Genomic DNA, 24862 nt, shown 5'->3' on the forward strand with positions numbered 1-24862 from the left:
AGACCCTATCCGCAACGGAAAAGACGGAGCAACCTGCAACTCTGGAAGTAACGCGTGAGCCGATACTAATAACGATCAAGGCGTGGCGACTATGTACAAATCGACTCCGTCAGCAGCAGGGTGTAAAAAACGCCTGCTGGTGACCTCTTTGCTTGCAGCAATTTATCAAACTTCTGCCGTCGCAGCAGGCACTTCCGCCATCGGCGGCGAGGCGGTGGATGACACCTCGGAACAAATGACCGTCACCGCTCCCGCGCCGGCGCAAAAAGCCGGTAACGAGCACAGCATCAGCGCCCGGGAGCTGGAGGATAAAGGCGCTAACGATTTCGGCTCAATCATGCGCTATGAGCCGCTCATCAGCGCCACCGGGGCCAGCGGCGGCTCCGGCAACGGCAAAAGCGGCTTCGACCGCGGGGGCTACACCGGCTACAACATTCGCGGTATGGAGAGCAACCGCGTCGGCATCGACGTGGACGGTATCGCCCAGCCCAACGCCACCGGCCGCGGCTACGTCGGTCGCGCCGGGCTCAACACCTTCGGCATCGGCCGCGATTATATCGACCCCTATATGTACGGCAGCGTGGATATCCAGTCCGGCGCCACCTCGACGGAAACGGCCAACAGCGCCATCGGGGGGAATGTCTCCTTCCGCCCGAAATCGGCGGATGATTACCTGCGCCCGGGCAAAACCAGCGCCTTCGGCTATCGCAGCGGCTACGACTCCGCGGATCGCAGCTGGCACAACGGGGTGACCGTCGCCGGCGGCGATGAGTTCCTGCGCGGCATTTTGGTCTACAGCCGCCGCGATGGTCAGGAAACCGAAAATAACAGCGGCACCGTCGATGCCTACCCGGCGAACTGGCACTCCGATGCCTTTCTGGCCTCCGGGATCTGGCAGCCCAACGACGAGCACAAGCTAACCAGCACCTTCGACTATTACCATAAAACCAACCACACCCACTACGATACCTGGGACTCCAGCGGCAACAGCACCATCGGCACCGCCAACCAGACCAGCCAGACCCGGCGCTGGGGCCTGAGCCTGAAGGATGACTGGACGCCGATGAATGACTACCTCGACAGCGTCTCCAGTAAAATCTATTACCAGCATACCGAAGCCCATGACTGGACGTATATGCCGGACAGCGTCACCCGCAGAATGCAGACGGTGAACTCCAACTACGACACCGACACCTGGGGCCTGCAGACCGCACTGGCGAAAACCCTGGGCCGCCACGATCTGAGCGCCGGCTTTAACGCCAGCACCAGCAAAACCCAGCGGCCGTTCAGCCAGTCGCCAATCCCCAGCGTTTACAGCGAGATCATGCAGCCGGAGGCGGATAGCCGCAGCTACACCCTCGGCGGTTTTGTTCAGGATAAGATCAACTTCGATCTCGATAGCCACAATTTCGCCATTATTCCCGGCGTGCGTGTGGTACATCAATCGACGAAGCCGGAAAATCTGTCCGACCTCGCCGCCAACAGCAGCGCGCTGACCGAATCGTCAGTGGCCAGGCTGTATGGTAAAAACAGCGATACCCAGGTTCTGCCGTCGTTGAGCTTCCAGTACGACCTCACCCCGCGTCTGATGACCTACCTGCAGTACCAGCGCGGGGCGCAATTCCCCAACGCCAGCCAGCTGTATGGCTCCTGGAACCTTGGCTCCAGCTACGCCGGCAGCCAGCAGTATGCCCTGATCGGCAATACCGATCTGAAGACGGAAACCAGCGATAATCTTGAGTGGGGACTGAAGGGGGAAGTTACCGAAGGCATCACTCTGCGCACGGCGCTGTTCTACAACAGCTATAAGAACTTTATCGCCTATACCCGCTATACCCGGGCGAATAATCCGGGCCAGTTCACCAACGTGCCGTCGAATATCTACACCATTTATCAGGCGGAAAACCGCGATAAAGCCTATATCTACGGCGGTGAAATCAGCACTAAATTTAACTTTGGCACCTGGTATGAGCAGGTGGACGGCCTGAGCGCCACCCTCGCCCTCGGCTATAGCGAAGGGAAATCGAAATCCAGCTACAGCGGCGATAAATACGTCGACCTCGACAGCGTAGCGCCGATGAAAGCCATCGTCGGCGTGGCGTGGGACGATCCGGCGAAACGCTACGGCACCGCCCTGACGGCGACCTTCGTCAAAGGGAAACAGGCGACCGCCACCAATCGCGAAAGCTACAGCAACAGCGGATCCGCCATCACCGATGCCAGCAGCGACTATATGCGCGTGCCGGGCTACGGCATGCTGGACTGGACCGCGTACTGGCAGGTAGCGAAAAACGTGCGCCTCAATGGCGGGGTCTACAACCTCACCGATCGTAAATACTGGGATTACCTGAGCAGCCGCAATATCGAGACCGGCACCAACCAGGACGCCAACGATAAAGCGCTGGCGGTGATGCCGGGCCGCACCTGGCAGCTCGGAGTCAACGTCGACTTCTGATTGCCCGAATAACCACTCACCTGCCCCGGCCCACCGGCCGGGGATATTGATCGTCGAGAAGGATATGATTATGCCAAATGCACAACCTGACCTGTGGCAGCGCTACCAGGCCACCAAAGCGGCCAGCGCCGCGAAATATGCCCGCGATATCGCCGCGGAAATGGGGATCAGCGAAGCCGAACTGACCGCCGCCCGCCTCGGCCACGATACCGTACGCCTGAGCGATGACGCCCGGGCGCTGATTGCCGCCCTGGAGCGCGTCGGTGAAACCAAATGCATCTGCCGCAACGAGTATGCCGTGCATGAGCAGGTCGGCCAGTTCACGCACCAGCACCTCAGCGGCCACGCCGGGCTGGTACTCAACCCGCGCGCGCTCGACTTGCGTCTGTTCCTCAGCCAGTGGGCCAGCGCCTTCCATCTGAACGATAACGGTCGCCAGAGCATTCAGTTTTTCGACCACCACGGTGACGCCCTGCTGAAAGTCTATGCGACCACGCAGACCGACATGGCGGCCTGGGACACCCTGATCGCGGAGTATCGGATGGCGGCCCCGGCACCGCTGACCCTGCGCCCGCTGGAGCCGGTGAAATATGCCGAGAGCGCCGATGGAGCCGCGCTGGAGAACGACTGGCGCGAGATGACCGACGTACACCAGTTCTTCGGTCTGCTGCGTAAATATCAGCTTTCCCGCCAGCAGGCCTTCCGTCTGGTGAGCGACGACCTCGCCTGCCGCGTTGATCGCCATGCGCTGCCAGCGTTACTGGAGACGGTGCGCCAGGAGGGCAATGAAATCATGATCTTCGTCGGCAATCGCGGCTGCGTGCAGATTTTCACCGGTGCCCTGGAAAAGCTGGCGCCGATGCGCGGCTGGCTGAATATCTTCAATCCCACCTTTACCCTCCATCTGCGCGAAGAGAGTATCGATGAAGTGTGGGTGACCCGTAAGCCGACCTCAGACGGACACGTCACCAGCGTCGAGCTGTTCGCCAAAGACGGCACCCAGATTGCCCAGCTCTATGGCCAGCGCAGCGAGGGCCACCCCGAGCAGGCGCAATGGCGCCAGCAGGTGGATCGTCTGACCCGCGAAGGACTGCCCGCATGATGCGCTGGTTACTGCTTCTCATCGCCTTCCCGCTGCTGAGCCACGCCGCTGTGGAGCGGCTCGTCACCCTCGGCGGAGATGTCACTGAGATCGTCTATGCCCTTGGCGCGCAACAGAGCCTGGTCGCCCGGGACAGCACCAGCAGCTGGCCCCCGGCGGCGCAAAAACTGCCGGATGTCGGCTACCTGCGGCAGCTGAACGCTGAGGGGATCCTCGCATTACGTCCGCAGCTGGTGTTAGCGAGCGCCCAGGCGCAGCCCTCGCTGGTCTTACAAAAGGTGCAGGCGAGCGGCGTGAAGGTGGTTAACGTGCCTGGCGGCGAAAACCTGGCCGCGATCGATAAAAAAGTGGCCGTCATTGCCGAAGCATTAGGCAAAACCCCGGCAGGCGACGCGCTGCGCCAGCAGCTTCAGCAGCAGATCGCCGCCATTCCAACGCAGCCGATTGCCAGGCGGGTGCTGTTTATTCTCAGCCACGGCGGAATGAATACCCTGGTGGCCGGGCAACACACCGCGGCCGATGGCGCCATTCGCGCCGCCGGTCTGCAGAACGCGATGCAGGGCTTCGACCACTATCGGGCGATGTCGCAGGAGGGAGTGGCCGCCAGCCAGGCGGATCTGGTGGTGATCTCCGCCGATGGTCTCAAAGGGATGGGCGGCGAAGCCGGGCTGTGGAGCCTGCCCGGCCTGGCGCAGACCCCGGCGGGTCGCCATAAACAGCTGCTGACGATCGACGACATGGCCCTGCTCGGCTTTGGGCCGCGCACCCCGCAGGCAATTATCGCGCTGCGTGAAAAAGCGGAGCAACTGCCCTGATGCGCCCTGCCCTCGCCCGCCGTTTGCTGATGATGACGCTACTGCTGGTTTCGCTGACGCTGTTCGCCACCACCCTTGGCGCGATGCGTTTGCCGCTGGCCAGCCTGCTGCCCGCCGGGGATGAGATGCTGCGCCATATCTGGCTGACCATCCGTCTGCCACGGGTGCTGCTGGCCCTGCTGGTAGGCGCGGCGCTGGCCCTCTCCGGCTGCGTGATGCAGGGGCTGTTTCGCAACCCACTTGCCGACCCGGGCCTGCTGGGCATCAGCAGCGGCGCCGCGCTGGCGGTGGCCTGCTGGCTGGTGCTCCCGCTTTCCGCATCGGGGCTGATCGCCCTGTATATGCCGATGCTGGCGGCGTTTATTGGTAGCCTGGCAGTGATGGTAGTGATTTTTATCCTCAGCCGGGCGGAGGAGGGTTCGCTGTCGCGCCTGCTGCTGGTAGGGATCGCCATCAACGCGCTGTGCGGGGCGCTGGTCGGCGTGCTGGCCTGGCTGAGCAACGACGCCCAGCTGCGCCAGCTGTCGCTGTGGGGCATGGGCAGCCTGGGCCAGGCCGAGTGGCCGACCCTGCTGGTGGCTACGACCCTGATCATCCCGGCGGCGCTGGCGGTGTGGTGGATGGCATCCCACCTGAATCTGCTGCAGCTCGGCGATGAAGAGGCGCACTATCTCGGGGTCAACGTGCGGGCGCTGCAGCGCTGGCTGCTGCTGTGCAGCGCGGTGCTGGTGGCCGCGGCGGTGGCCATCAGCGGAGTCATCGGCTTTATCGGCCTGGTGGTGCCGCACCTGATGCGCCTGTGGCTGGGGCCGGATCATCGCGGGCTGATCCCCGGCTCGCTGCTGGCCGGCGCCATCCTGCTTCTGCTGGCCGATACCCTGGCCCGCACCGTAGCGGCGCCGGCGGAGATGCCGGTCGGTCTGCTCACCAGCCTGCTGGGCGCCCCCTGGTTTCTGTGGCTGGTCTTTCGTCGGGAGAACTCCAGACATGGCTAATGCATACTGCGCCCAGGGTCTGTCACTTCGCCTTGGTAAACGACAGATTATCGACAACGTCTCCGTCGCGCTGCGCGGCGGCGAGATGACGGCGCTTATCGGGCCGAACGGCGCAGGCAAATCCACGCTGCTGCGGCTGCTTACCGGGTACCTGACTCCGGATAGCGGCACTCGCCATCTGGCGGGCACGCCGCTGGAGGAATGGTCACCCGAGGCGCTGGCGCGCCGGCGGGCGGTCATGCTGCAGCGCACGGCCCTGCAGGCTGACTGGACGGTGGAAACGGTCATCGCCATGGGGCGCTCGCCGTGGGGTCCGACCGCGGACCCGTCGGTGCTGGCGGCGGTAATGGCCGTCACCGGCTGCGATGAACTTGCCGGCCGCCGCTATCCCGGCCTCTCCGGTGGCGAGCAGCAGCGGGTACAGCTCGCCCGCTGTCTGGCGCAGCTGTGGCGCGACGGCGCGCCGCAGGGCTGGCTGTTTCTTGATGAACCCACCTCGGCGCTGGACCTTTACTATCAACAGTATCTGCTGCGCTTGCTCAAACGGCTCACCGCCGGCGGGCAACTGCACGTGTGCGTGGTGCTGCATGACCTTAACCTCGCCGCCCTGTGGGCCGACCGCATCCTGCTGCTTCACCAGGGCCATCTGGTCGCCCAGGGCACGCCGCAGGAGGTGATCCAGCAGCCAGTTATCCATCGCTGGTACGGGGCGGATGTCCGCCTCGGCCAGCATCCGGACAACGCGGCCCCCCAGGTCTATCTGGCGCCGTAACCCCCGCGCGGCGCAACCGGAATCCGGATCGCGCCGCGCGCGTTCGTCAGTTTCCCTCGCCTGCCCATCTCCGTTATCATGTCTCATCCATGTGATAACGACGAAAACAACAAAATCGCAGCCATTTCAAATCAGGGATCTGGATAACACCCCATGAGCACAATTGACAATCTCGACGCCCACACGCCGATGATGCAGCAGTATCTCAAGCTGAAGGCGCAACATCCTGACATTCTGCTGTTTTACCGGATGGGGGATTTTTACGAGCTGTTTTATGACGATGCGAAACGCGCGTCGCAGCTGCTCGATATCTCGCTGACCAAGCGCGGCGCCTCCGCGGGCGAACCCATTCCCATGGCCGGCATCCCCCACCACGCGGTGGAAAACTATCTTGCGAAACTGGTTAATCAGGGCGAGTCGGTAGCTATTTGCGAGCAGATAGGCGACCCGGCCACCACCAAAGGGCCGGTCGAGCGTAAAGTGGTGCGTATCGTCACGCCGGGCACCATCAGCGATGAAGCGCTGCTGCAGGAGCGTCAGGACAACCTGCTGGCCGCCATCTGGCAGGACAGCAAAGGCTTTGGCTACGCGACGCTGGACATCAGCTCCGGCCGCTTCCGCCTGAGCGAACCGGCCGACCGCGAAACCATGGCGGCAGAGCTGCAGCGCACTAATCCGGCGGAGCTGCTGTATGCGGAAGATTTTGCCGAATCGTCGCTGATCGAAGGCCGCCGCGGTCTGCGCCGTCGCCCGCTGTGGGAATTTGAAATCGACACCGCGCGCCAGCAGCTTAACCTGCAGTTCGGCACCCGCGATCTGGTTGGCTTCGGCGTGGAAAACGCTCCCCGCGGCCTGTGCGCCGCCGGCTGCCTGCTGCAGTATGTCAAAGACACCCAGCGCACCTCGCTACCGCATATTCGCTCCATCACCATGGAACGCCAGCAGGACAGCATCATTATGGATGCCGCCACCCGCCGTAATCTGGAGATCACCCAGAATCTCGCCGGCGGCACCGATAACACGCTGGCCTCGGTGCTCGACTGCACGGTGACGCCGATGGGCAGCCGGATGCTCAAGCGCTGGCTGCATATGCCGGTCCGCGATACCGCCGTGCTGATGGAGCGCCAGCAGACCATCGGCGCGCTGCAGGAGCGCTATACCGAGCTGCAGCCGGTGCTGCGCCAGGTCGGCGATCTGGAACGTATTCTGGCGCGTCTGGCGCTGCGTACCGCCCGTCCACGCGATTTAGCCCGCATGCGTCATGCCCTGCAGCAGTTGCCCCTGCTGCGCGAGCAGCTGGCTGACGTTGACAGTCAGCCGGTGCAAAAATTGCGCGAAAAAATGGGCGAGTTTAGCGAACTGCGCGAACTGCTGGAGCGCGCGGTGATCGACGCCCCGCCGGTGCTGGTCCGCGACGGCGGGGTCATCGCTCCAGGCTACAGCGCAGAGCTGGACGAGTGGCGGGCGCTGGCCGATGGCGCCACCGATTATCTCGATAAGCTGGAGATCCGCGAGCGCGAGCGGCTGGGCCTCGACACCCTGAAGGTCGGCTACAACGCCGTCCACGGCTACTACATCCAGATCAGCCGCGGCCAGAGCCACCTCGCGCCGATCCACTACGTGCGACGCCAGACGCTGAAAAACGCCGAACGCTATATTATTCCTGAGCTGAAGGAATACGAAGATAAGGTGCTGACCTCCAAGGGCAAAGCGCTGGCGCTGGAAAAGCAGCTTTATGACGAACTGTTCGACCTGCTGCTGCCGCACCTTGCCGACCTGCAGGCGAGCGCCAGCGCGCTGGCCGAGCTGGACGTGCTGGTCAACCTGGCGGAACGCGCGGAAACCCTGAACTACTGCTGCCCGACCTTTAGCGATAAGCCGGGCATTCGCATCAGCGAAGGCCGCCATCCGGTGGTCGAGCAGGTGTTGAAAGAGCCGTTTATCGCCAACCCGCTGCAGCTGGCGCCGCAGCGGCGGATGCTGATCATCACCGGGCCGAACATGGGCGGTAAAAGTACCTATATGCGCCAGACCGCGCTAATTGCGCTGCTGGCCTATATCGGCAGCTACGTCCCGGCGCAGAAGGTGGAGATAGGCCCCATCGATCGCATCTTTACCCGCGTCGGCGCGGCGGATGACCTGGCCAGCGGCCGCTCGACCTTTATGGTGGAGATGACTGAAACCGCCAATATCCTGCACAACGCCACCGAACACAGCCTGGTGCTGATGGATGAGATTGGCCGCGGCACGTCCACCTACGACGGTCTGTCGCTGGCATGGGCCTGTGCGGAAAATCTCGCCAACAAAATCAAGGCGCTGACGCTGTTCGCCACCCACTACTTCGAGCTCACTCAGCTGCCGGAGAAAATGGAAGGCGTCGCCAACGTCCATCTCGACGCGCTGGAGCATGGCGACACCATCGCCTTTATGCACAGCGTGCAGGATGGCGCGGCCAGCAAGAGCTACGGCCTGGCGGTCGCCGCGCTGGCCGGGGTGCCGAAAGAGGTGATCAAGCGCGCGCGGCAGAAACTGCGCGAGCTGGAGAGTATTTCGCCCAACGCGGCGGCGACCCAGGTCGACGGCACGCAGATGTCGCTGCTCGCCGCCCCGGAAGAGACCTCGCCTGCGGTTGAGGCGCTGGAGAATCTTGATCCGGACTCCCTGACCCCGCGTCAGGCGCTGGAGTGGATTTATCGTCTGAAAAGTCTGGTCTAGCACCCCAATCGCCCTATTAAGGTCAAAAACGGCAGCGCCGCTCCGCGCTGCCGTTTTAACAAACTAAAAATGGGTGCAAGAGGATGCGTCCTGACAACCAATACGCGGGGTTGCCCCCGCGCGGATGCTACTTCTTCGATTCGTAAGCGAGAACAGCTTTAAACTCAATACTACGCTCTTTAATACTCAGCTCGCATAGCGAGCTGTGCACCAACAGCGTAAATCCCAGTACCGTAATACACAGTACGATGATTGCTACAAGGGCATATTTTGTCAGCATATCTTGCCTCCCTGCAAAGAAGAGACTAACATCTGAATTGTCTATGTTCATTCGCTAGCCTCAGTTGATAGAAATATCTCCTGGGGCTTTCGTCTGTCTGGGGTCCTGGTCTTGCTCAAGGCCAGACAGCCTCAAGCACCCGCCGCTATTCTATACTCGTCAGGGCGTGAAATTTATCTGCAAGGAATTAATCACACGGATTTTATAATAATCTGGAAGCAGGCTCGCAAAGTCATCCCACGCTATTATCCCTTTACACCATTTCTGGATTTAATGAATAAAATAACTTTTATCATTCTGCGAAATATAAAAAAACCGACTGAGAGATTATCCCAGTCGGCGTATTTGTCGCAGGCAGTTTGCGCACTGCCCAGTTTTAATATGGCCGGTAAAATAGCCCAAATGAAATAGGCCCTTAGCGGGCCCTTTTCATTAACGCTTATCTTCCGGCAATAGCGGCGGGACGTGCGGCACCTGCGGCGCCTCATCAATATCTTTCTGCGTCATCCGGAACGCTTCCGGATAGTGCTCGCGGCTGGTGCGGCGCAGCGGCTCGGTATCCCGCCAGGTATAAAGGCAGTGCTGGCACTGATACACAGTCCAGACCCCTTTCACCGGCGATTTTGCCATGACTTCAATCTTTTCATCGGCGCAACGTGGACAAATCATCTTCTTCTCCTTATTTACTGTTGGCCAGCATAGCGGTCAGTTTTTCAGCCCAGGCTTTGGTTTCCGGCAGATCCTGCACCGGCTGGCTGTAGTGGCCGCGTAGGTCCGGCGCAACCGGGGTGGTGGCGTCGATAATGAGTTTGTCGGTGATGCCCGCCGGGCTGGAGCCTGGATCAAGTTCAAGGACCGACATGTTCGGCAACTGCACCAGGTCTCCCGCCGGGTTAACCTTAGAGGAGAGCGCCCACATCACCTGCGGCAGGTTGAACGGGTCGACGTCTTCATCAACCATAATCACCATCTTCACATAGCCGAGGCCGTGGGGAGTGGTCATCGCCCGCAGTCCCACCGCGCGGGCAAAGCCGCCGTAGCGTTTTTTGGTGGAGATGATCGCCAGCAGACCGTGGGTGTACATGGCGTTGACCGCCTGCACTTCCGGAAACTCTGCCTTCAGCTGCTGATACAGCGGCACGCAGGTGGCCGGGCCCATCAGATAGTCGATTTCGGTCCATGGCATACCGAGATAGAGCGATTCAAAAATCGGTTTGCTGCGATACGAGACTTTGTCGATGCGCACTACCGTCATGTTACGACCGCCGGAGTAGTGGCCGGTAAACTCACCGAACGGCCCCTCTATCTCACGCTTGCGGCCTTCAATCACCCCTTCGAGGATCACTTCCGAACCCCAGGGCACGTCAAAGCCGGTCAGCGGCGCGGTGGCGATGGGATACGGGCTCTCGCGCAGCGCGCCGGCCATTTCATATTCTGACTGATCGTATTTCAGCGGCGTGGCGCCCATCAGGGTGATAATCGGGTCGTTACCGAGGGTAATGGCGATCGGCAGGTCTTCCCCGCGCTCTTCCGCCTTATGCAGATGCAGGGCGATATCGTGCATCGGCACCGGCTGCAGGCCGAGCTTGCGCTTACCTTTCACTTCCATACGGTAGATACCGACGTTTTGCTTACCGAAGTTGTCAGGGTCAAGCGGATCGCGCGAAACGACACAGGCTTTGTCGAGGTAAAACCCGCCATCGCCATCGTTGAGGCGGAACAGCGGCAGAATATCGAACAGGTTGATATCGTCGCCATCCACGGTGTTTTCCGCCCATGCCGGGTTGGCGCGGCGCTCTGGCGTCACCGGGAAGTTATCCCAACGGCGGATGAATTCATCAATCTGCTTTTTCACCGGCGTGTTGGGCGGCAGGCCCAGCGAGATGGCATGGTTCTGCCACGAGCCGATGGTGTTCATCGTCACCCGGGCGTCGGTAAAGCCGCGAATATTATCGAACCACAGCGCCGGGGCGCCGTCGCCGATGCGTCCGGTGGCATTGGCCGCCGCCGCCAGGTCTGGCTCAGCGTTCACCTCTTCACTGATTTTCAGCAGTTGTCCCTGGTCATCCAGCGCCTGCAAAAAGCTGCGCAAATCATCAAAAGCCATTATTCGATCTCCTGTGCAAATTGTTCTGCCGTACGCAAGCCGTTCCAGCGGCGCGCCTTGTGGTAGTCGAGGCCAAACTGATCCAACACCCGGGTCACAATATGGTTGGTGATATCGTCAACCGTTTCCGGGTGGTTGTAGTAAGCCGGCATCGGCGGCACCATCGCCACGCCCATCCGGGACAGCGCCAGCATGTTCTCCAGATGGATCGTGCTGAGCGGCATTTCCCGCGGGACCAGCACCAGCTTGCGCCCCTCTTTAAGCACCACGTCCGCCGCGCGGCCCACCAGCCCTTCGGCATAGCCCGCGCGAATGCCCGCCAGCGTCTTCATACTGCAGGGAATAACGATCATGCCGTCGGTGCGAAATGAACCTGATGAGATGGTGGCGGCCTGGTCGGCCGGGCTGTGGGAAAAGTCCGCCAACGCGGCCACTTCCCGTGCCGTCCACGGCGTTTCCAGCTCGATGGTGGTTTTTGCCCATTTCGACATCACCAGATGGGTTTCCACCTCCGGCATATCGCGCAGCGCCTGCAGCAATGCCACCCCAAGCGGAGCCCCGGTGGCCCCCGTCATCCCAATAATCAGTTTCATTCCACACCTCATTCACTTTGTTCGTACACGAACTTTATGTTTAAATTACCCCCTCCTGATTCAAATAACAAGATCGTTCGTATACGTGCGCATTTTTAATCAAACAGGGAAAAGGTATAAAAAGGCGTACGAACAGCTATCATAGAGGTGACAGTTTTGTTACGGAGTATTCATGGAGTTACGAAACGAAGCATTCCACCTGCTGCGCCAGCTTTTTCAACAACATACCGCCCGCTGGCAGCAGGCGTTACCGGACCTGACTAAGCCTCAGTATGCGGTGATGCGCTCGGTTGCCGAGCAGCCGGGGATCGAACAGGTGGTGCTGATTGAAGCGGCGGTCAGTACTAAGGCCACGCTGGCGGAGATGCTCAGCCGGATGGAAGCGCGCGGCCTGGTGCGCCGGGAGCACGATCCGGCCGATAAACGCCGCCGTTTTGTCTTTCTGACCGACGAAGGCGAGGCGCTGCTTAACCGTTCCATTCCGCAAGGCAATGAGGTCGATGACGAGTTTCTCGGCCGCCTGAGCGATGATGAACGCGAGCAGTTCTCCCGGCTGGTGCGTAAGATGATGGTTCCCTGAGCAAGCGCCTAGTCGAGCTGTTCGCGCAGAAAGTCGATAAACGCCCGCACCCGGGTCGGCATATGCTGCGCATCGGGATAAAGGGCATACACGCCCTGCGGCGGGAAATGGTATTCCGGCAGGACAGCCACCAGCTCCCGCTGCGCCAGTTTCCCGGCCACCAGCCAGGCAGGCAGCAAAGCGACGCCGCATCCGGCCAGAGCAAAGCTCATCAGCGCCGTGGCGCTGTCGGCTGAAAACCGTGGCGCGTTGACTATCGTAAAATCCACCTCTGCCTGTTCATCCGTTCGCAGCTGCCAGCGCAGCGGCGCCGGCAGACGCTCGTGAATAATCCAGTCAGCTTGCGCCAGATCGGACAGCGTCTGCAGCGGATGGCTCGCCAGCCAGGCCGGTGAGGCGACGGGCAGGATCGCAAAACTGGCAATCCGCGTCGCCCGGTAGCGGGAATCGGCCAACGTGCCGAGGCGTATCGCCACGTCAAATCGTTCGGAGATAAGATCCGCATGATGGGAGGACGAGACGTGCCGCACCCGTAACGCCGGATGATGACGGGAAAACGCCGCCAGCGCCGGGATGATAACCTGTGCGCCATACTCCGGCGTGGTGGTGATCCGCAGCTCTCCGCTTAAACCGCTATGGCTGGCCCGAACCTCATCCTGCAGATTTTCCGCCGCTTTCAGCAGCGCCACCCCACGCTGATAGAACAGCGCCCCGGCGTCAGTGAGCCGCAGACGGCGCGTCGAGCGCAGCAGCAGGGTCACCCCCAGCTCATTTTCCAGTTGCCTTACGTTAAAGCTGACCACCGCTTTGGTCTGCCCCAGCGCCGCGGCGGCCTGGGTGAAGCTGCCGGCGTCCACCACGGCGATAAACATGGTCACGCGCTGAAGGTTTAGCATCGTCGTCCGGATGATTGTCAAAAATATTCAGACAGTATATCCCGATTCACCCCGTTTATCCCCCGTGGCGCCGGGTTTACAGTAGCCGCCTGTCTGAGGGAGTGAATCATGACCTATCGCCACCGCGTTGCCACCGTTTTTCTGTTCGGCTTTTTTCTCGACTTAATCAATATGTTTATCGCCAGCATCGCCTTCCCGGCTATCAGCCACGCGCTGGCGGTATCCGTCTCGCAGCTGGCGTGGGTCAGCAATGCCTATATTCTTGGCCTGACGGTCGTCGTGCCGTTCAGCGCCTGGCTCAGCCAGCGCTGTGGACCAAAACGGCTGTTTTTACTCTCGCTGGGGCTGTTCAGCCTCGGCGCGCTGGCATCAGGGCTGGCCCACAGCCTGGGTGCGCTGATTTTCTGGCGGACGTTGCAGGGGATGGGCGGCGGGTTGCTAATCCCCCTCGGTCAGGCGCTGACCTGGCCGCTGTTTCAGCCGCAGGAGCGGGCGAAGCTATCGGCGGCGGTGATGCTGGTCGGCCTGCTGGCGCCCGCCTGCTCGCCGGCGATCGGCGGTCTGCTCGTCCAGGCCTTCAGCTGGCGCTGGGTCTTTTTCGCCAGCCTGCCTGTCGCCCTGCTTACCTTTATGCTGGCGGCGCGATGGCTGAACGACACCTCCGCCCCTGTCCGGCCGGCCCGCTTGCTCCCGCTGTCGTTGCTGGCCGATCCTCTCCTGCGCTTCGCCATGCTTATTTATCTCTGCGTACCGGGAATGTTTATTGGCGTCAACGTCGTGGGAATGTTCTACCTGCAACGCGTCACCGGGATGGCGCCGGGGGCCATTGGCGCCCTGATGGTGCCCTGGTCGCTGGCCTCGTTTGTCGCCATCACCTTTACCGGCAGGTATTTCAACCGCTTCGGACCGCGGCCTCTGGTGATAGTCGGCTGCCTGCTTCAGGCGGCAGGGATCCTGCTGCTGCTGCAGGTCGATGCGCACAGCCCGCTGGCGCTGTTGATTCTGGCCTTTACGCTGATGGGCGGCGGAGGTAGCTTATGCAGCAGCACCGCGCAAAGCAGCGCTTTCCTGCATACGCCTGGCGAAGAGATGCCTGACGCCAGCGCGCTGTGGAACCTTAACCGCCAGCTCAGCTTCTTTGCCGGCAGCGCGCTGCTCGCTCTGCTGCTGAGGATATTCCCGCCGGCCTACGCCTGGCAAGGCGCGTTTAGCTGCGCCGCCGCCATAACCCTGTTGCCGCTGCTGTGTTGCCTGCGGCTGAATAATCGGGCGATTATCCATCGCCTGCACACCACTCTGGAGAAGTCATGAACCCGTATCTGCAGGAAGTCCTCGACGCCCATGTCCTTATCGAACGCTGGTTAAGCCAGGGGGAAGGGAGCGCTGAGGCGCTGATGAGCCGTTTTGCCGCCGAATTCACTATGATCCCTCTGAGCGGCGAGAAGATGGACTACCCGACGGTGAGCCGTTTTTTCCACCAGGCGGGCGCAAGCCGTCCGGGATTACACATCGTGGTGGATCAGACGAAAATCATCAGCGAGTGGCACGACGGCGCCGCCGTGCTATACCGTGAACGCCAAACGCTGGCGGATGGCAGTGAGAACGTACGCTGGTCGACGGCGATTTTTCAGCAAGCGGAAGGGAAAATTGTCTGGCGCCATCTGCAGGAAACCCGCCGCGGCTAGCGCAAAGAAAAAGGCCCCGACTTTCGAGGGGGCCTTTTTGAGAGAAAAGATCTTATTCGCGGAAGAGCGCTTCGATATTCAGTCCTTGCCCCTGCAGAATTTCCCGCAGACGACGCAGACCTTCCACCTGGATCTGACGCACACGCTCGCGGGTGAGGCCAATTTCACGGCCCACATCTTCCAGGGTGGCGGCTTCATAACCCAGCAGACCGAAACGACGAGCCAGAACCTCACGCTGCTTGGCGTTCAGTTCGAACAGCCATTTAACGATGCTTTGTTTCATATCATCGTCCTGCGTGGTGTCTTCCGGGCCGTTCTCTTTCTCATCGGCCAGAATATCCAGCAGCGCTTTTTCTGAATCGCCACCCAGCGGGGTATCCACCGAGGTGATGCGCTCGTTCAGACGCAGCATACGGCTGACGTCATCGACCGGTTTGTCCAGCTGTTCGGCAATCTCTTCCGCGCTCGGCTCGTGGTCCAGCTTATGGGACAACTCGCGCGCGGTACGCAGATAGACGTTCAGCTCTTTGACAATGTGGATCGGCAAACGGATCGTACGGGTTTGGTTCATGATCGCCCGTTCAATGGTCTGGCGGATCCACCAGGTCGCATAGGTCGAAAAACGGAACCCACGTTCCGGGTCAAACTTCTCAACGGCGCGGATCAGGCCGAGGTTACCTTCTTCAATCAGATCCAGCAGCGCCAGACCACGATTGCTGTAACGACGGGCAATCTTCACCACCAGACGCAGGTTGCTTTCAATCATGCGACGGCGTGAAGCGACATCACCACGCAGTGCGCGACGCGCGAAATAGACTTCCTCTTCCGCGGTCAGCAGTGGGGAATAACCAATCTCTCCAAGATAAAGCTGAGTGGCGTCAAGCACGCGTTGCGTTGCGCCTTGCGACAGCAGCTCTTCCTCAGCCAGATCGCTATCACTGGGTTCCTCTTCTACTAAGGCCTTCTCGTCGAAAACCTCAATTCCGTTCTCATCAAATTCCGCGTCTTCATTTAAATCATGAACTTTCAGCGTATTCTGACTCATAAAGGTGGCTCCTACCCGTGATCCCTGAGCAAAGCACCTTCCACGGCGCATCAACAAAAGACGCCAGGACGATTTCCCCTACTCCTCTCTGCGAGAGGCGCATAGACACCGCCCTGGCGCCTGTTAGCTAATGCTTCGCTTATCCGTACTTTGCCAAATTATCGCTGCGGTAAGTACTGCAGCGGGTTGACGGATTTCCCCTTGTAACGAATTTCAAAATGTAATCTTGTTGAGCTGGTTCCGGTGCTACCCATGGTAGCGATTTTTTGCCCCGCTTTGACTTCCTGTTGCTCCCGAACCAGCATGGTATCGTTATGAGCGTAGGCACTCAGGTAATCATCGTTGTGTTTGATGATAATAAGATTACCGTAGCCGCGCAGTGCGTTACCGGCATAGACGACGCGCCCATCGGCGGTCGCGACAATAGCCTGTCCCTTACTGCCTGCAATGTCGATACCTTTATTGCCGCCTTCCGCGCCACTAAAGTTCTCGATAACTTTGCCATCAGTCGGCCAGCGCCATGATGAGATCGGCGAACTGGTTGACGTACTGCTTGCAGTCGGCTGGGTTGTGCTCACCGTTGTTGGTGCCGTCACCGGCGCGACGACCGTCGAGGTCGTGGTCGCTGGTTTATTATTAGGCAACATCTTGGTAGCACTTTGTTCACCTGAGGATTCAGAATACGTAATAGTCGGTTGTGAAGCAACCACCGCGGTCGATTTTTGTGCAGAAGTTGTGGTGGCCGTCGCACCGCCGCTCGCCCTTGCGCTGGCCTGAGAAACGGCATTTTCACCGGTGATCGGCTGGCCTGAAGCGTTGCCGACCTGCAGCACCTGGCCGACGTTCAGGGCGTACGGGGCCGGGACATTGTTGCGTTGCGCCAGGTCACGGAAATCGTTGCCGGTGACCCAGGCGATATAGAACAGCGTGTCGCCGCGTTTGACCGTATAGGTACTGCCGCCGGTATAGCTACCTTTCGGAATATCGCCATATTTGCGGTTATAAACGATCTTGCCATTCACCGTCTGCACCGGCTCCTGCGCCATTGGCTGCGGCTGAATGGTCTGGGTCTGCACCGGCTGGATCGGCTGCGCCTGAGGAGCAGACTTGACGCCGGAGGATGGCGGCGTAATCAACATGCCGGAGTTGGTGCTGGAAGAGGCGGCACCGCCGGCAGAGCTGACCGGCGCAGGCGGATTATTGGTATTGGTACATCCGGCCAGCCAGAGTGAAACCAGTGAAAGAGCCGCAATACGGCTGACGGTAAATTTGGTGCTTCCCGCGCTCATTTATCCCCCAGGAATATGTTAACTGCCAATATCTTGCTTACCGGGCGACGCCCGGCCAGGACACTGAAAAATGTGTCCACCCTACGCCTAAAGTCAGGCAAAAAAAACCTGGAATAATCCGGGTCTCAGGCCAGCTCCCCTTTCACCAGGGGAACAAAGCGAACGGCCTCGACGGTATCAATGATAAATTCGTTGCCCCGGCGACGGATCCGTTTGAGAAACTGATGCTCCTCGCCAACCGGCAGTACCAGCACGCCGTCGTCATCCAGCTGCGCCAGCAGCGCGGTCGGTATTTCCGGCGGCGCCGCCGTCACAATAATGGCATCAAACGGCGCCCGCGCCTGCCAACCTTGCCACCCATCGCCATGACGGGTTGAAACATTATGTAAATCAAGTTGTTTCAGGCGACGACGCGCCTGCCACTGTAAACTCTTAATTCGCTCTACCGAGCAAACGTGATGCACCAGATGCGCCAGGATGGCCGTCTGGTAACCGGAACCGGTGCCGATCTCCAGCACCCGCGACTCCGGCGTCAACGTCAGCAGCTCGGTCATCCGCGCCACCATGTACGGCTGGGAGATGGTTTGCCCCTGGCCAATCGGCAGCGCGGTGTTTTCCCACGCTTTATGTTCAAAGGCTTCATCAACAAACTTTTCGCGCGGGACGCGCGCGATCGCCTCGAGGACACGTTCATCGACGATGCCCTGCGTGCGCAGTTGATTCAACAAACTTTCAACACGTTTACTTACCATTGCCTGTCAACCCCGACACGTTCCAGCCAATCGGTGACCACCTCATGCGCCTGATGGGCGGTTAAATCGACGTGCAATGGCGTAACGGAAACATAGCCTTCATCCACTGCCGCAAAATCGGTGCCCGGCCCGGCGTCGCGCTTATCGCCCGGCGGGCCTATCCAGTACAGGGTATTGCCGCGCGGATCCTTTTGCGGGATCACCTGATCGGCAGGATGGCGGTTGCCGCAGCGGGTCACGCGGATGCCTTTGATCTGGTCAAGGGGCAGGTCCGGGACATTGACGTTGAGGATCCGCCCGGTGCGCAGCGGTTCACGGCTGAGTCCGCGCAGGAGAGTACAGGTCACCGCCGCGGCGGTGTCGTAGTGTTGATAGCCATTGAGCGACACGGCCAGCGCGGGGAACCCCAGATGGCGGCCTTCCATCGCCGCCGCCACGGTGCCGGAGTAAATGACGTCATCGCCCAGGTTGGGTCCGGCGTTGATGCCGGAAACGACGATGTCCGGGCGCGGGCGCATCAGCGCGTTCACGCCAAGGTAGACGCAGTCCGTCGGCGTCCCCATCTGGACGGCGATATCGCCATTTTCATAGGTAAAGGTGCGCAATGACGATTCCAGCGTCAGCGAATTCGAAGCCCCGCTGCGGTTACGATCGGGTGCAACCACCTGGACCTCGGCAAACTCCCTTAAGGCCTTCGCCAGGGTCTGTATCCCCGGCGCATGGATCCCGTCATCGTTACTCAGCAATATTCGCATAGTCACCCGTTGTATTGATAAGCTCCCTGACCACGCTGGTGGCGAAGCTGCCCGCCGGCAGCCAGAAACGCAGTTCAACGGTTACATCATCCCACCAGTTCCAGCTCAACTGCTGCGGATAGAGGAGCATCGCCCGGCGCGCCGCCTCGACTTTCTCCCGCACCAACAGTGTCTGCAGCGAGGTTTCCTCGGCGATGGCGGCCTGCTCGGCGGCCAGGGCGTCGCGCTGGCTTCCCCAGTCGCCGCTGCCCGGTAGCGCAGCCGTGATCATCAGTTCGCGGTTGTGCACCCGCGCCTGCGAAACCTCGAGTTCTTCCGGTGTGACGACAAACCAGCTCCCACGCCCCGCTAATTGTAGCGCATCGCCATCAACAACCTGATTAAATTCCGTTTTTTTTAATCTAATACTGACTTGCTGATTAAACAACGCGCTGCGGGCCGCCGACAACCAAAAACTGCGCTTATTGCGATCGCGCACCGGCGCACCGCTCTCCGCCCAGCGCAGCGCGCCCTGCAGGTTACTGCCGCCAATGCCGAAGCGCTGAGCGCCGAAATAGTTCGGCACGCCCCGTTCAGCGATGGCCTGCAGACGCGTCTCCACTTCCTGGCGATCGCTAATCTCGCGCAGGATCAGGGTAAACTGGTTGCCCTTCAGCGCGCCTAATCGCAGCTTACGCTTATGGCGGGCATATTCCAGTACCTGGCAGCCCTCAAGCTGAAATTTGCTCAGATCCGGCATCTCTTTGCCAGGCACCCGAGCGCACAGCCACTGCTCGGTGACGGCGTGCTTATCTTTTTGCCCGGCGAAGCTCACTTCACGGGCATGGATTTTGAGGAATTTCGCCAGCGCGTCGGCGACAAAGCGCGTATTGCAGCCGTTTTTAAGGATCCGCACCAGCACGTGCTCGCCTTCGCCGTCCGGGGCAAAGCCCAGGTCTTCCACTACCAGAAAATCTTCCGGATTGGCTTTCAGCAGCCCGCTGCTCTGCGGCTTGCCGTGCAGCCAGGTCAGTTGGTCAAAGGCGATCATTTGTCGGCCTTACGCAGCAGCGCGACCGCTTCGCAGGCGATCCCTTCCCCGCGGCCGGTGAAGCCCAGCTTCTCGGTGGTGGTCGCTTTCACGTTGACGTCGTCCATATGGCAGCCGAGATCTTCAGCGATAAAGACACGCATTTGCGGGATATGCGGCAGCATTTTCGGTGCCTGGGCGATAATGGTGACGTCGACGTTGCCGAGCGTATAGCCTTTGGCCTGAATGCGGCGCCACGCTTCGCGCAGCAGTTCGCGGCTGTCGGCGCCTTTAAACGCCGGATCGGTATCCGGGAACAGCTTGCCAATATCGCCGAGCGCCGCAGCGCCCAGCAGCGCGTCGGTCAGCGCATGCAGCGCGACGTCGCCGTCGGAGTGGGCCAGCAGCCCTTTTTCATAAGGAATGCGTACCCCGCCAATGATGATTGGGCCTTCACCGCCAAAAGCGTGTACGTCAAAACCATGTCCAATTCGCATTAAGCTTTCTCCTGGTGTCGGGAACGGGTGAGGTAAAATTCCGCCAGCGCCAGATCTTCCGGGCGCGTCACTTTAATATTATCAGCGCGTCCGGCGACCAGCTGCGGATGGAAGCCGCAATACTCCAGCGCCGAGGCTTCATCGGTGATGGTGGCCCCCTCGTTCAGCGCCCGGGTGAGGCAATCCACCAGCAGCTCGCGAGGGAAAAATTGCGGGGTGAGCGCGTGCCACAGGTCATTACGATCGACGGTATGGGCGACGGCGGTTTTGCCCGGCTCGGCGCGCTTCATGGTGTCGCGCACCGGGGCCGCGAGGATCCCGCCGACGCGGCTGGTTTCACAGAGTGCCAGCAGGCGGCTGAGGTCATCCTGATGCAGGCAGGGGCGCGCGGCGTCATGCACCAGCACCCATTGCGCTTCCGGTAACGCCTGCAGGCCGGCGAGTACCGAATCGGCGCGCTCGGCGCCGCCATCCACGACGGTAATTTGCGGGTGCTGGGCCAGCGGCAGCTGGCTGAAGCGCCGATCGCCGGGGCTGACGGCAATCACCACGCGCTGGACGCGCGGATCCGCCAGCAGCGCGGCGACCGCGTGTTCGAGAATCGTTTTGTTACCGATTGAGAGATATTGTTTCGGGCATTCCGTTTGCATGCGGCGGCCAAAACCGGCTGCCGGCACCACGGCGCAAATGCCCGGAAAAGTGGCTGCCATGTCGTAATCCTGGGCCTGGTTATCGATTGTTCTGCTGTTGCCCCGATGCCTGGTTGCGTTTAGACGCATCCGGTACCAGACGATAGAAGGTTTCGCCCGGGCGGGTCATGCTGAGTTCATTGCGCGCACGCTCCTCGATCGCTTCCTGACCGCCGTTGAGGTCGTCAATTTCGGCAAACAGCTGATCGTTGCGTGCTTTTAATTTGGCGTTAGTCGCCTGCTGGGCGGTGACGTCGTCGTTAACCCGCGTGTAGTCATGCAGGCCGTTTTTACCGAACCACAGCGAATACTGTAGCCAGACCAGCAAAGCTAATAATAGCAGCGTTAGTTTACCCATCCTGCCCCCTGAAAAACGGCATCATCATCCCAAAACTCGCCCGGGTACGCTACCGGGGCGCGCGGACGATGCCGCGTAACGCGGGGACTGTACCATATTTTTGCCGCTGATACCCATGCTTGATTCATACCAGAAACGGGTTATCCCAACAGCCAGAGGAAGAGTAGCGCAAACATCAGCCCGACGGTCAGGATGGTCGCGCTGGCGCTATAGAGCAGTTTGCCATTGAGCAGAGAGTGCAGCGCAATACCGACCACCACCGCCACTGGCATCAACGCAAGGAAGAATGGCCAGGTGTAGAGGAGGAAGAAAAGTGTATTACTGCCATAGAGAAGGAAGGGAATACCCAGCGCCAGCAGCCATGAAATAAAGCCCACGGCAGCGCCCGACAAAGACCAGGTGGTCTCGTCGCCGGTCGCCGGAGGCGGTTCTGAACGAATAATACTGAGGTTCTGGGTATTGCGCATATCGAATCCTGTAGACCGGGCAACCGGCACCCCTCGATGCCGCTGCCGTTTCAGGATCTGATAATATCGCTCTGTTGCAGCAGGTCTAATAGTTGGTGCACCAAATTTGTTACCAATTGTTCACCATCCAGATGAATTTCCGCCTTTTCCGGTGCCTCATAGACCGAGTCTATGCCGGTAAAATTGCGTAATTCCCCTGCCCGCGCCTTCTTATACAATCCTTTCGGATCCCGCGCCTCGCAAATGGCCAGCGGGGTATCGACGAACACTTCGATAAAGCGTCCCTCCCCCAGGCGCTCGCGCACCATCTGTCGCTCCGCGCGGTGCGGAGATATAAATGCCGTCAATACAACCAGCCCGGCATCGACCATCAGCCTGGCCACTTCACCGACGCGGCGAATGTTCTCTTTGCGATCCTCATCGCTGAATCCCAGGTCGCTGCACAGGCCATGACGCACGTTATCGCCGTCCAGCAGATAGGTGCTGACGCCGCGCTCATGCAAGGCTTCCTCCAGCGCCCCGGCAACGGTGGATTTACCCGACCCCGAAAGGCCGGTAAACCACAGCACCACGCCGCGATGGCCGTGATGCTGTTCCCGCTGCTGCTGGGTCACAGGGTGGGCATGCCAGACGACGTTTTCGTCATGCTGGGCCATTATTTGCCTCCCAGCAGGTCGCGGGCGTCCCAGTGCGGGAAGTGTTTGCGGATCAGCTGGTTCAGTTCCAGCTCGAAAGCGCTGTACTGCGATGCCGACGTCGACGCCTGCAGGTGCGGCTCGTTGACCATCCCGGCGCCGACGGTGACGTTGGTCAGACGATCGATAAAGATAAGCCCGCCGGTCACCGGGTTTTGCTGATACGGATCCAGCACTAAAGGTTCGTCAAAGGTCAGCTCCACCAGCCCGATGCCGTTCAGCGGCAGAGACTCGACTTCACGCTGGGTCAGGTTGTTAATATCCACCTGGTAACGGATAGCGTCCACGCGGGCGCGGGTCTTCTTACCGGCGATTTTGATGTCGTAGCTCTGCCCCGGGGTCAACGCCTGCTCGGCCATCCATACTACGTCGATGCTGGCGCTTTGCACCGCCGGCAGCGTGGCTTGCGCGTCAACCAGCAGGTCGCCGCGGCTGATGTCGATTTCATCTTTCAGCACAATGGTAATGGCTTCCCCGGCGGCGGCTTCCTGCAGATCGCCGTCGAAGGTGACGATCCGCGCTACGCTCGATTCGACGCCCGACGGCAGCACCTTCAGGCGCTGGCCGACCTGCACGGTGCCGGAGGCGACCGTACCGGAGAAGCCGCGGAAATCGAGGTTCGGACGGTTAACATACTGCACCGGGAAGCGCAGCGGCTGGCTCTCTACTACCCGTTGGATCTCCACGGTTTCGAGGACTTCCAGCAGGGTCGGGCCGCTGTACCACGGCATGTTCGCGCTCTGACTGGCGACGTTATCGCCCTCCAGCGCCGACAGCGGTACAAAGCGGATATCGAGGTTGCCCGGCAGCTGCTCGGCAAAGGTCAGGTAAGCTTCACGGATCTCGTTGAAGCGCGCTTCGCTAAACTCGACGAGATCCATTTTGTTGACCGCCACCACCAGGTGTTTAATGCCCAGCAGGGTGGAGATAAAGCTGTGACGGCGGGTCTGATCCAGCACGCCTTTGCGCGCGTCGATCAGCAGGATCGCCAGATCGCAGGTGGACGCGCCGGTGGCCATATTGCGGGTGTACTGCTCGTGCCCCGGGGTGTCAGCGATGATAAATTTGCGCTTCTCGGTGGAGAAATAGCGATAGGCCACGTCGATGGTGATGCCCTGCTCGCGCTCGGCCTGCAGGCCATCCACCAGCAGCGCCAGGTCCAGTTTTTCGCCCTGGGTGCCGTGGCGCTTGCTGTCGTTATGCAGCGAAGAGAGCTGATCTTCATAGATCTGGCGGGTATCGTGCAGCAGACGGCCAATCAGGGTGCTTTTACCGTCATCGACGCTGCCGCAGGTCAGAAAACGCAGCAGGCTCTTGTGCTGTTGCGCGTGCAGATAAGCTTCTACGCCGCCTTCATTAGCAATTTGTTGGGCAATGGTCGTGTTCATGGCGGCTCCTTAGAAATACCCCTGACGTTTCTTCAGCTCCATCGAGCCGGCCTGGTCGCGGTCAATGACGCGCCCCTGACGTTCGCTGGTGGTGGATACCAGCATCTCTTCAATAATTTCCGGCAGCGTTTGCGCTTCAGACTCCACTGCGCCGGTCAGCGGCCAGCAGCCGAGGGTACGGAAACGCACCATCCGCTTTTCAATCACTTCGCCCGGCTGCAGATCGATACGGTCGTCATCGATCATCATCAGCATGCCGTCGCGCTCCAGCACCGGGCGCTCAGCGGCCAGATACAGCGGCACGATTTCGATGTTTTCCAGATAGATGTACTGCCAGATATCCAGCTCGGTCCAGTTGGAGAGCGGGAAGACGCGGATGCTTTCGCCTTTGTTAATCTGGCCGTTGTAGTTGTGCCACAGCTCCGGACGCTGGTTTTTCGGGTCCCAGCGGTGGAAGCGGTCGCGGAAGGAGTAGATGCGCTCTTTGGCGCGGGATTTCTCCTCATCACGGCGCGCGCCGCCGAATGCGGCGTCAAAGCCGTATTTGTTCAGCGCCTGCTTCAGCCCTTCGGTTTTCATGATATCGGTATGCTTGGCGCTGCCGTGGACGAACGGGTTAATGCCCATCGCCACCCCTTCCGGGTTTTTATGCACCAGCAGCTCGCAGCCATAGGCTTTGGCGGTACGGTCGCGGAACTCATACATCTCACGGAATTTCCAGCCGGTATCGACGTGCAGCAGCGGGAACGGCAGGGTTCCCGGATAAAACGCTTTGCGCGCCAGATGCAGCATTACGCTGGAATCTTTCCCGATGGAGTACATCATCACCGGGTTAGAAAATTCGGCGGCCACCTCACGAATAATATGGATGCTTTCCGCCTCCAGTTGCCGCAGGTGAGTGAGTCGTTTTTGGTCCATAACCG

At 60.3% G+C, this 24862-nt stretch carries 27 protein-coding genes; 10 read left to right on the forward strand and 17 right to left on the reverse strand.

Annotated elements, in window-relative coordinates; all coding sequences use genetic code 11:
• The first annotated feature begins 91 nt into the window (after positions 1-91).
• From GQR96_RS19295 to mutS, 6 genes are all read left to right on the forward strand, one after another.
• Entirely contained in the window at positions 92-2455 is a 2364-nt protein-coding gene (locus GQR96_RS19295; protein ID WP_065905317.1) for a TonB-dependent receptor domain-containing protein, read from the forward strand.
• Between the two features lie 70 nt (positions 2456-2525).
• Positions 2526-3557: a hemin-degrading factor gene (locus GQR96_RS19300; protein ID WP_065905319.1), complete on the forward strand. Its 1032-nt coding sequence runs from the start codon at positions 2526-2528 to the stop codon at positions 3555-3557.
• Entirely contained in the window at positions 3554-4372 is an 819-nt protein-coding gene (locus GQR96_RS19305; RefSeq protein WP_023319005.1) for a heme/hemin ABC transporter substrate-binding protein, read from the forward strand. The genes GQR96_RS19300 and GQR96_RS19305 overlap by 4 nt, the downstream gene beginning before the upstream one ends.
• Entirely contained in the window at positions 4372-5367 is a 996-nt protein-coding gene (locus tag GQR96_RS19310) for a FecCD family ABC transporter permease (protein WP_049004712.1), read from the forward strand. The genes GQR96_RS19305 and GQR96_RS19310 overlap by 1 nt, the downstream gene beginning before the upstream one ends.
• On the forward strand, positions 5360-6139 hold the full coding sequence (locus tag GQR96_RS19315) for a heme ABC transporter ATP-binding protein (RefSeq protein WP_049004711.1): 780 nt from the start codon (positions 5360-5362) through the stop codon (positions 6137-6139). The genes GQR96_RS19310 and GQR96_RS19315 overlap by 8 nt, the downstream gene beginning before the upstream one ends.
• Before the next feature lie 153 nt (positions 6140-6292).
• A complete protein-coding gene (gene mutS / locus GQR96_RS19320) occupies positions 6293-8854 on the forward strand; it encodes a DNA mismatch repair protein MutS (protein ID WP_032456520.1) in 2562 nt (853 codons plus the stop codon).
• A gap of 127 nt (positions 8855-8981) precedes the next feature.
• Here mutS and GQR96_RS19325 read toward each other — a convergent pair whose 3' ends face one another.
• The 4 genes from GQR96_RS19325 to GQR96_RS19340 form a co-directional block, all read right to left on the reverse strand.
• On the reverse strand, positions 8982-9134 hold the full coding sequence (locus GQR96_RS19325) for a Hok/Gef family protein (RefSeq protein ID WP_025999150.1): 153 nt from the start codon (positions 9132-9134) through the stop codon (positions 8982-8984).
• Positions 9135-9566: 432 nt separating this feature from the next.
• Entirely contained in the window at positions 9567-9803 is a 237-nt protein-coding gene (locus tag GQR96_RS19330; RefSeq protein WP_004205613.1) for a non-oxidative hydroxyarylic acid decarboxylases subunit D, read from the reverse strand.
• Between the two features lie 10 nt (positions 9804-9813).
• Complete coding sequence (locus GQR96_RS19335; protein WP_049004710.1) at positions 9814-11241, reverse strand: non-oxidative hydroxyarylic acid decarboxylases subunit C; 1428 nt, start codon at positions 11239-11241, stop codon at positions 9814-9816.
• Entirely contained in the window at positions 11241-11834 is a 594-nt protein-coding gene (locus GQR96_RS19340; RefSeq protein WP_002915099.1) for a non-oxidative hydroxyarylic acid decarboxylases subunit B, read from the reverse strand. Before GQR96_RS19340 ends, GQR96_RS19335 begins: the two co-directional genes overlap by 1 nt.
• A 172-nt stretch (positions 11835-12006) precedes the next feature.
• Here GQR96_RS19340 and GQR96_RS19345 point away from each other — a divergent pair, with 172 nt between their 5' ends.
• Complete coding sequence (locus tag GQR96_RS19345; protein ID WP_004205611.1) at positions 12007-12414, forward strand: MarR family winged helix-turn-helix transcriptional regulator; 408 nt, start codon at positions 12007-12009, stop codon at positions 12412-12414.
• Between the two features lie 8 nt (positions 12415-12422).
• On the opposite strand, the gene GQR96_RS19350 is transcribed toward GQR96_RS19345, so the two are convergent.
• Positions 12423-13310 carry a LysR family transcriptional regulator gene (locus GQR96_RS19350; RefSeq protein ID WP_017899176.1) on the reverse strand — a complete coding sequence of 296 codons (888 nt, stop codon included), beginning with the start codon at positions 13308-13310 and terminating at the stop codon, positions 12423-12425.
• A gap of 108 nt (positions 13311-13418) precedes the next feature.
• On the opposite strand from GQR96_RS19350, the gene GQR96_RS19355 reads away from it, so the two are divergent.
• Positions 13419-14621 (forward strand): MFS transporter, encoded by a 1203-nt coding sequence (locus GQR96_RS19355; RefSeq protein ID WP_004205608.1) that lies wholly within the window; start codon positions 13419-13421, stop codon positions 14619-14621.
• On the forward strand, positions 14618-14995 hold the full coding sequence (locus tag GQR96_RS19360) for a hypothetical protein (protein ID WP_017899177.1): 378 nt from the start codon (positions 14618-14620) through the stop codon (positions 14993-14995). The genes GQR96_RS19355 and GQR96_RS19360 overlap by 4 nt, the downstream gene beginning before the upstream one ends.
• Before the next feature lie 52 nt (positions 14996-15047).
• Here GQR96_RS19360 and rpoS read toward each other — a convergent pair whose 3' ends face one another.
• Positions 15048-16040, reverse strand: coding sequence for an RNA polymerase sigma factor RpoS (rpoS, locus tag GQR96_RS19365; protein WP_002915106.1), 993 nt, complete (start codon positions 16038-16040; stop codon positions 15048-15050).
• Positions 16041-16198: 158 nt separating this feature from the next.
• Positions 16199-17278 (reverse strand): murein hydrolase activator NlpD, encoded by a 1080-nt coding sequence (nlpD, locus tag GQR96_RS19370; RefSeq protein WP_224052234.1) that lies wholly within the window; start codon positions 17276-17278, stop codon positions 16199-16201.
• On the opposite strand from nlpD, the gene GQR96_RS19375 reads away from it, so the two are divergent.
• Complete coding sequence (locus tag GQR96_RS19375) at positions 17220-17351, forward strand: peptidase (RefSeq protein WP_224052236.1); 132 nt, start codon at positions 17220-17222, stop codon at positions 17349-17351. The two genes, nlpD and GQR96_RS19375, sit on opposite strands and share 59 nt — an antisense overlap.
• A 103-nt stretch (positions 17352-17454) precedes the next feature.
• On the opposite strand, the gene GQR96_RS19380 is transcribed toward GQR96_RS19375, so the two are convergent.
• From GQR96_RS19380 to cysD, 10 genes are all read right to left on the reverse strand, one after another.
• Complete coding sequence (locus tag GQR96_RS19380) at positions 17455-18081, reverse strand: protein-L-isoaspartate(D-aspartate) O-methyltransferase (protein ID WP_004205602.1); 627 nt, start codon at positions 18079-18081, stop codon at positions 17455-17457.
• A complete protein-coding gene (gene surE, locus GQR96_RS19385) occupies positions 18075-18836 on the reverse strand; it encodes a 5'/3'-nucleotidase SurE (RefSeq protein ID WP_004205600.1) in 762 nt (253 codons plus the stop codon). The genes GQR96_RS19380 and surE overlap by 7 nt, the downstream gene beginning before the upstream one ends.
• On the reverse strand, positions 18817-19866 hold the full coding sequence (gene truD, locus GQR96_RS19390; RefSeq protein WP_004205599.1) for a tRNA pseudouridine(13) synthase TruD: 1050 nt from the start codon (positions 19864-19866) through the stop codon (positions 18817-18819). The genes surE and truD overlap by 20 nt, the downstream gene beginning before the upstream one ends.
• The gene (gene ispF, locus GQR96_RS19395; RefSeq protein ID WP_004181093.1) at positions 19863-20342 is read right to left on the reverse strand and encodes a 2-C-methyl-D-erythritol 2,4-cyclodiphosphate synthase; all 480 of its coding nucleotides are present in this window, start codon (positions 20340-20342) and stop codon (positions 19863-19865) included. Before ispF ends, truD begins: the two co-directional genes overlap by 4 nt.
• Positions 20342-21052, reverse strand: coding sequence for a 2-C-methyl-D-erythritol 4-phosphate cytidylyltransferase (gene ispD, locus GQR96_RS19400; RefSeq protein ID WP_017899180.1), 711 nt, complete (start codon positions 21050-21052; stop codon positions 20342-20344). Before ispD ends, ispF begins: the two co-directional genes overlap by 1 nt.
• A 19-nt stretch (positions 21053-21071) precedes the next feature.
• On the reverse strand, positions 21072-21389 hold the full coding sequence (ftsB, locus tag GQR96_RS19405; protein ID WP_002915156.1) for a cell division protein FtsB: 318 nt from the start codon (positions 21387-21389) through the stop codon (positions 21072-21074).
• A gap of 140 nt (positions 21390-21529) precedes the next feature.
• Entirely contained in the window at positions 21530-21856 is a 327-nt protein-coding gene (locus GQR96_RS19410; protein WP_004205590.1) for a DUF3561 family protein, read from the reverse strand.
• 50 nt (positions 21857-21906) lie between these two features.
• The gene (gene cysC / locus GQR96_RS19415; RefSeq protein WP_002915158.1) at positions 21907-22512 is read right to left on the reverse strand and encodes an adenylyl-sulfate kinase; all 606 of its coding nucleotides are present in this window, start codon (positions 22510-22512) and stop codon (positions 21907-21909) included.
• Entirely contained in the window at positions 22512-23939 is a 1428-nt protein-coding gene (gene cysN / locus GQR96_RS19420; protein ID WP_004205589.1) for a sulfate adenylyltransferase subunit CysN, read from the reverse strand. Before cysN ends, cysC begins: the two co-directional genes overlap by 1 nt.
• Positions 23940-23948: 9 nt before the next feature.
• On the reverse strand, positions 23949-24857 hold the full coding sequence (gene cysD / locus GQR96_RS19425) for a sulfate adenylyltransferase subunit CysD (protein WP_002915160.1): 909 nt from the start codon (positions 24855-24857) through the stop codon (positions 23949-23951).
• Between the last annotated feature and the right edge of the window lie 5 nt (positions 24858-24862).

It is taken from the genome of Klebsiella sp. PCX, from assembly GCF_021869705.1.
In the GTDB taxonomy this organism is placed as follows: Bacteria; Pseudomonadota; Gammaproteobacteria; order Enterobacterales; family Enterobacteriaceae; genus Klebsiella; species Klebsiella quasipneumoniae.

What these genes read in the sequence shown, in the direction of transcription:
- GQR96_RS19295 (WP_065905317.1), top strand. Translation starts at nt 92, where the DNA reads ATGTACAAATCGACTCCGTCAGCAGCAGGGTGTAAAAAACGCCTGCTG.
- GQR96_RS19300 (WP_065905319.1), top strand. Translation starts at nt 2,526, where the DNA reads ATGCCAAATGCACAACCTGACCTGTGGCAGCGCTACCAGGCCACCAAA.
- GQR96_RS19305 (WP_023319005.1), top strand. Translation starts at nt 3,554, where the DNA reads ATGATGCGCTGGTTACTGCTTCTCATCGCCTTCCCGCTGCTGAGCCAC.
- GQR96_RS19310 (WP_049004712.1), top strand. Translation starts at nt 4,372, where the DNA reads ATGCGCCCTGCCCTCGCCCGCCGTTTGCTGATGATGACGCTACTGCTG.
- GQR96_RS19315 (WP_049004711.1), top strand. Translation starts at nt 5,360, where the DNA reads ATGGCTAATGCATACTGCGCCCAGGGTCTGTCACTTCGCCTTGGTAAA.
- mutS (WP_032456520.1), top strand. Translation starts at nt 6,293, where the DNA reads ATGAGCACAATTGACAATCTCGACGCCCACACGCCGATGATGCAGCAG.
- GQR96_RS19325 (WP_025999150.1), bottom strand. Translation starts at nt 9,134, where the DNA reads ATGCTGACAAAATATGCCCTTGTAGCAATCATCGTACTGTGTATTACG.
- GQR96_RS19330 (WP_004205613.1), bottom strand. Translation starts at nt 9,803, where the DNA reads ATGATTTGTCCACGTTGCGCCGATGAAAAGATTGAAGTCATGGCAAAA.
- GQR96_RS19335 (WP_049004710.1), bottom strand. Translation starts at nt 11,241, where the DNA reads ATGGCTTTTGATGATTTGCGCAGCTTTTTGCAGGCGCTGGATGACCAG.
- GQR96_RS19340 (WP_002915099.1), bottom strand. Translation starts at nt 11,834, where the DNA reads ATGAAACTGATTATTGGGATGACGGGGGCCACCGGGGCTCCGCTTGGG.
- GQR96_RS19345 (WP_004205611.1), top strand. Translation starts at nt 12,007, where the DNA reads ATGGAGTTACGAAACGAAGCATTCCACCTGCTGCGCCAGCTTTTTCAA.
- GQR96_RS19350 (WP_017899176.1), bottom strand. Translation starts at nt 13,310, where the DNA reads ATGCTAAACCTTCAGCGCGTGACCATGTTTATCGCCGTGGTGGACGCC.
- GQR96_RS19355 (WP_004205608.1), top strand. Translation starts at nt 13,419, where the DNA reads ATGACCTATCGCCACCGCGTTGCCACCGTTTTTCTGTTCGGCTTTTTT.
- GQR96_RS19360 (WP_017899177.1), top strand. Translation starts at nt 14,618, where the DNA reads ATGAACCCGTATCTGCAGGAAGTCCTCGACGCCCATGTCCTTATCGAA.
- rpoS (WP_002915106.1), bottom strand. Translation starts at nt 16,040, where the DNA reads ATGAGTCAGAATACGCTGAAAGTTCATGATTTAAATGAAGACGCGGAA.
- GQR96_RS19380 (WP_004205602.1), bottom strand. Translation starts at nt 18,081, where the DNA reads ATGGTAAGTAAACGTGTTGAAAGTTTGTTGAATCAACTGCGCACGCAG.
- surE (WP_004205600.1), bottom strand. Translation starts at nt 18,836, where the DNA reads ATGCGAATATTGCTGAGTAACGATGACGGGATCCATGCGCCGGGGATA.
- truD (WP_004205599.1), bottom strand. Translation starts at nt 19,866, where the DNA reads ATGATCGCCTTTGACCAACTGACCTGGCTGCACGGCAAGCCGCAGAGC.
- ispF (WP_004181093.1), bottom strand. Translation starts at nt 20,342, where the DNA reads ATGCGAATTGGACATGGTTTTGACGTACACGCTTTTGGCGGTGAAGGC.
- ispD (WP_017899180.1), bottom strand. Translation starts at nt 21,052, where the DNA reads ATGGCAGCCACTTTTCCGGGCATTTGCGCCGTGGTGCCGGCAGCCGGT.
- ftsB (WP_002915156.1), bottom strand. Translation starts at nt 21,389, where the DNA reads ATGGGTAAACTAACGCTGCTATTATTAGCTTTGCTGGTCTGGCTACAG.
- GQR96_RS19410 (WP_004205590.1), bottom strand. Translation starts at nt 21,856, where the DNA reads ATGCGCAATACCCAGAACCTCAGTATTATTCGTTCAGAACCGCCTCCG.
- cysC (WP_002915158.1), bottom strand. Translation starts at nt 22,512, where the DNA reads ATGGCCCAGCATGACGAAAACGTCGTCTGGCATGCCCACCCTGTGACC.
- cysN (WP_004205589.1), bottom strand. Translation starts at nt 23,939, where the DNA reads ATGAACACGACCATTGCCCAACAAATTGCTAATGAAGGCGGCGTAGAA.
- cysD (WP_002915160.1), bottom strand. Translation starts at nt 24,857, where the DNA reads ATGGACCAAAAACGACTCACTCACCTGCGGCAACTGGAGGCGGAAAGC.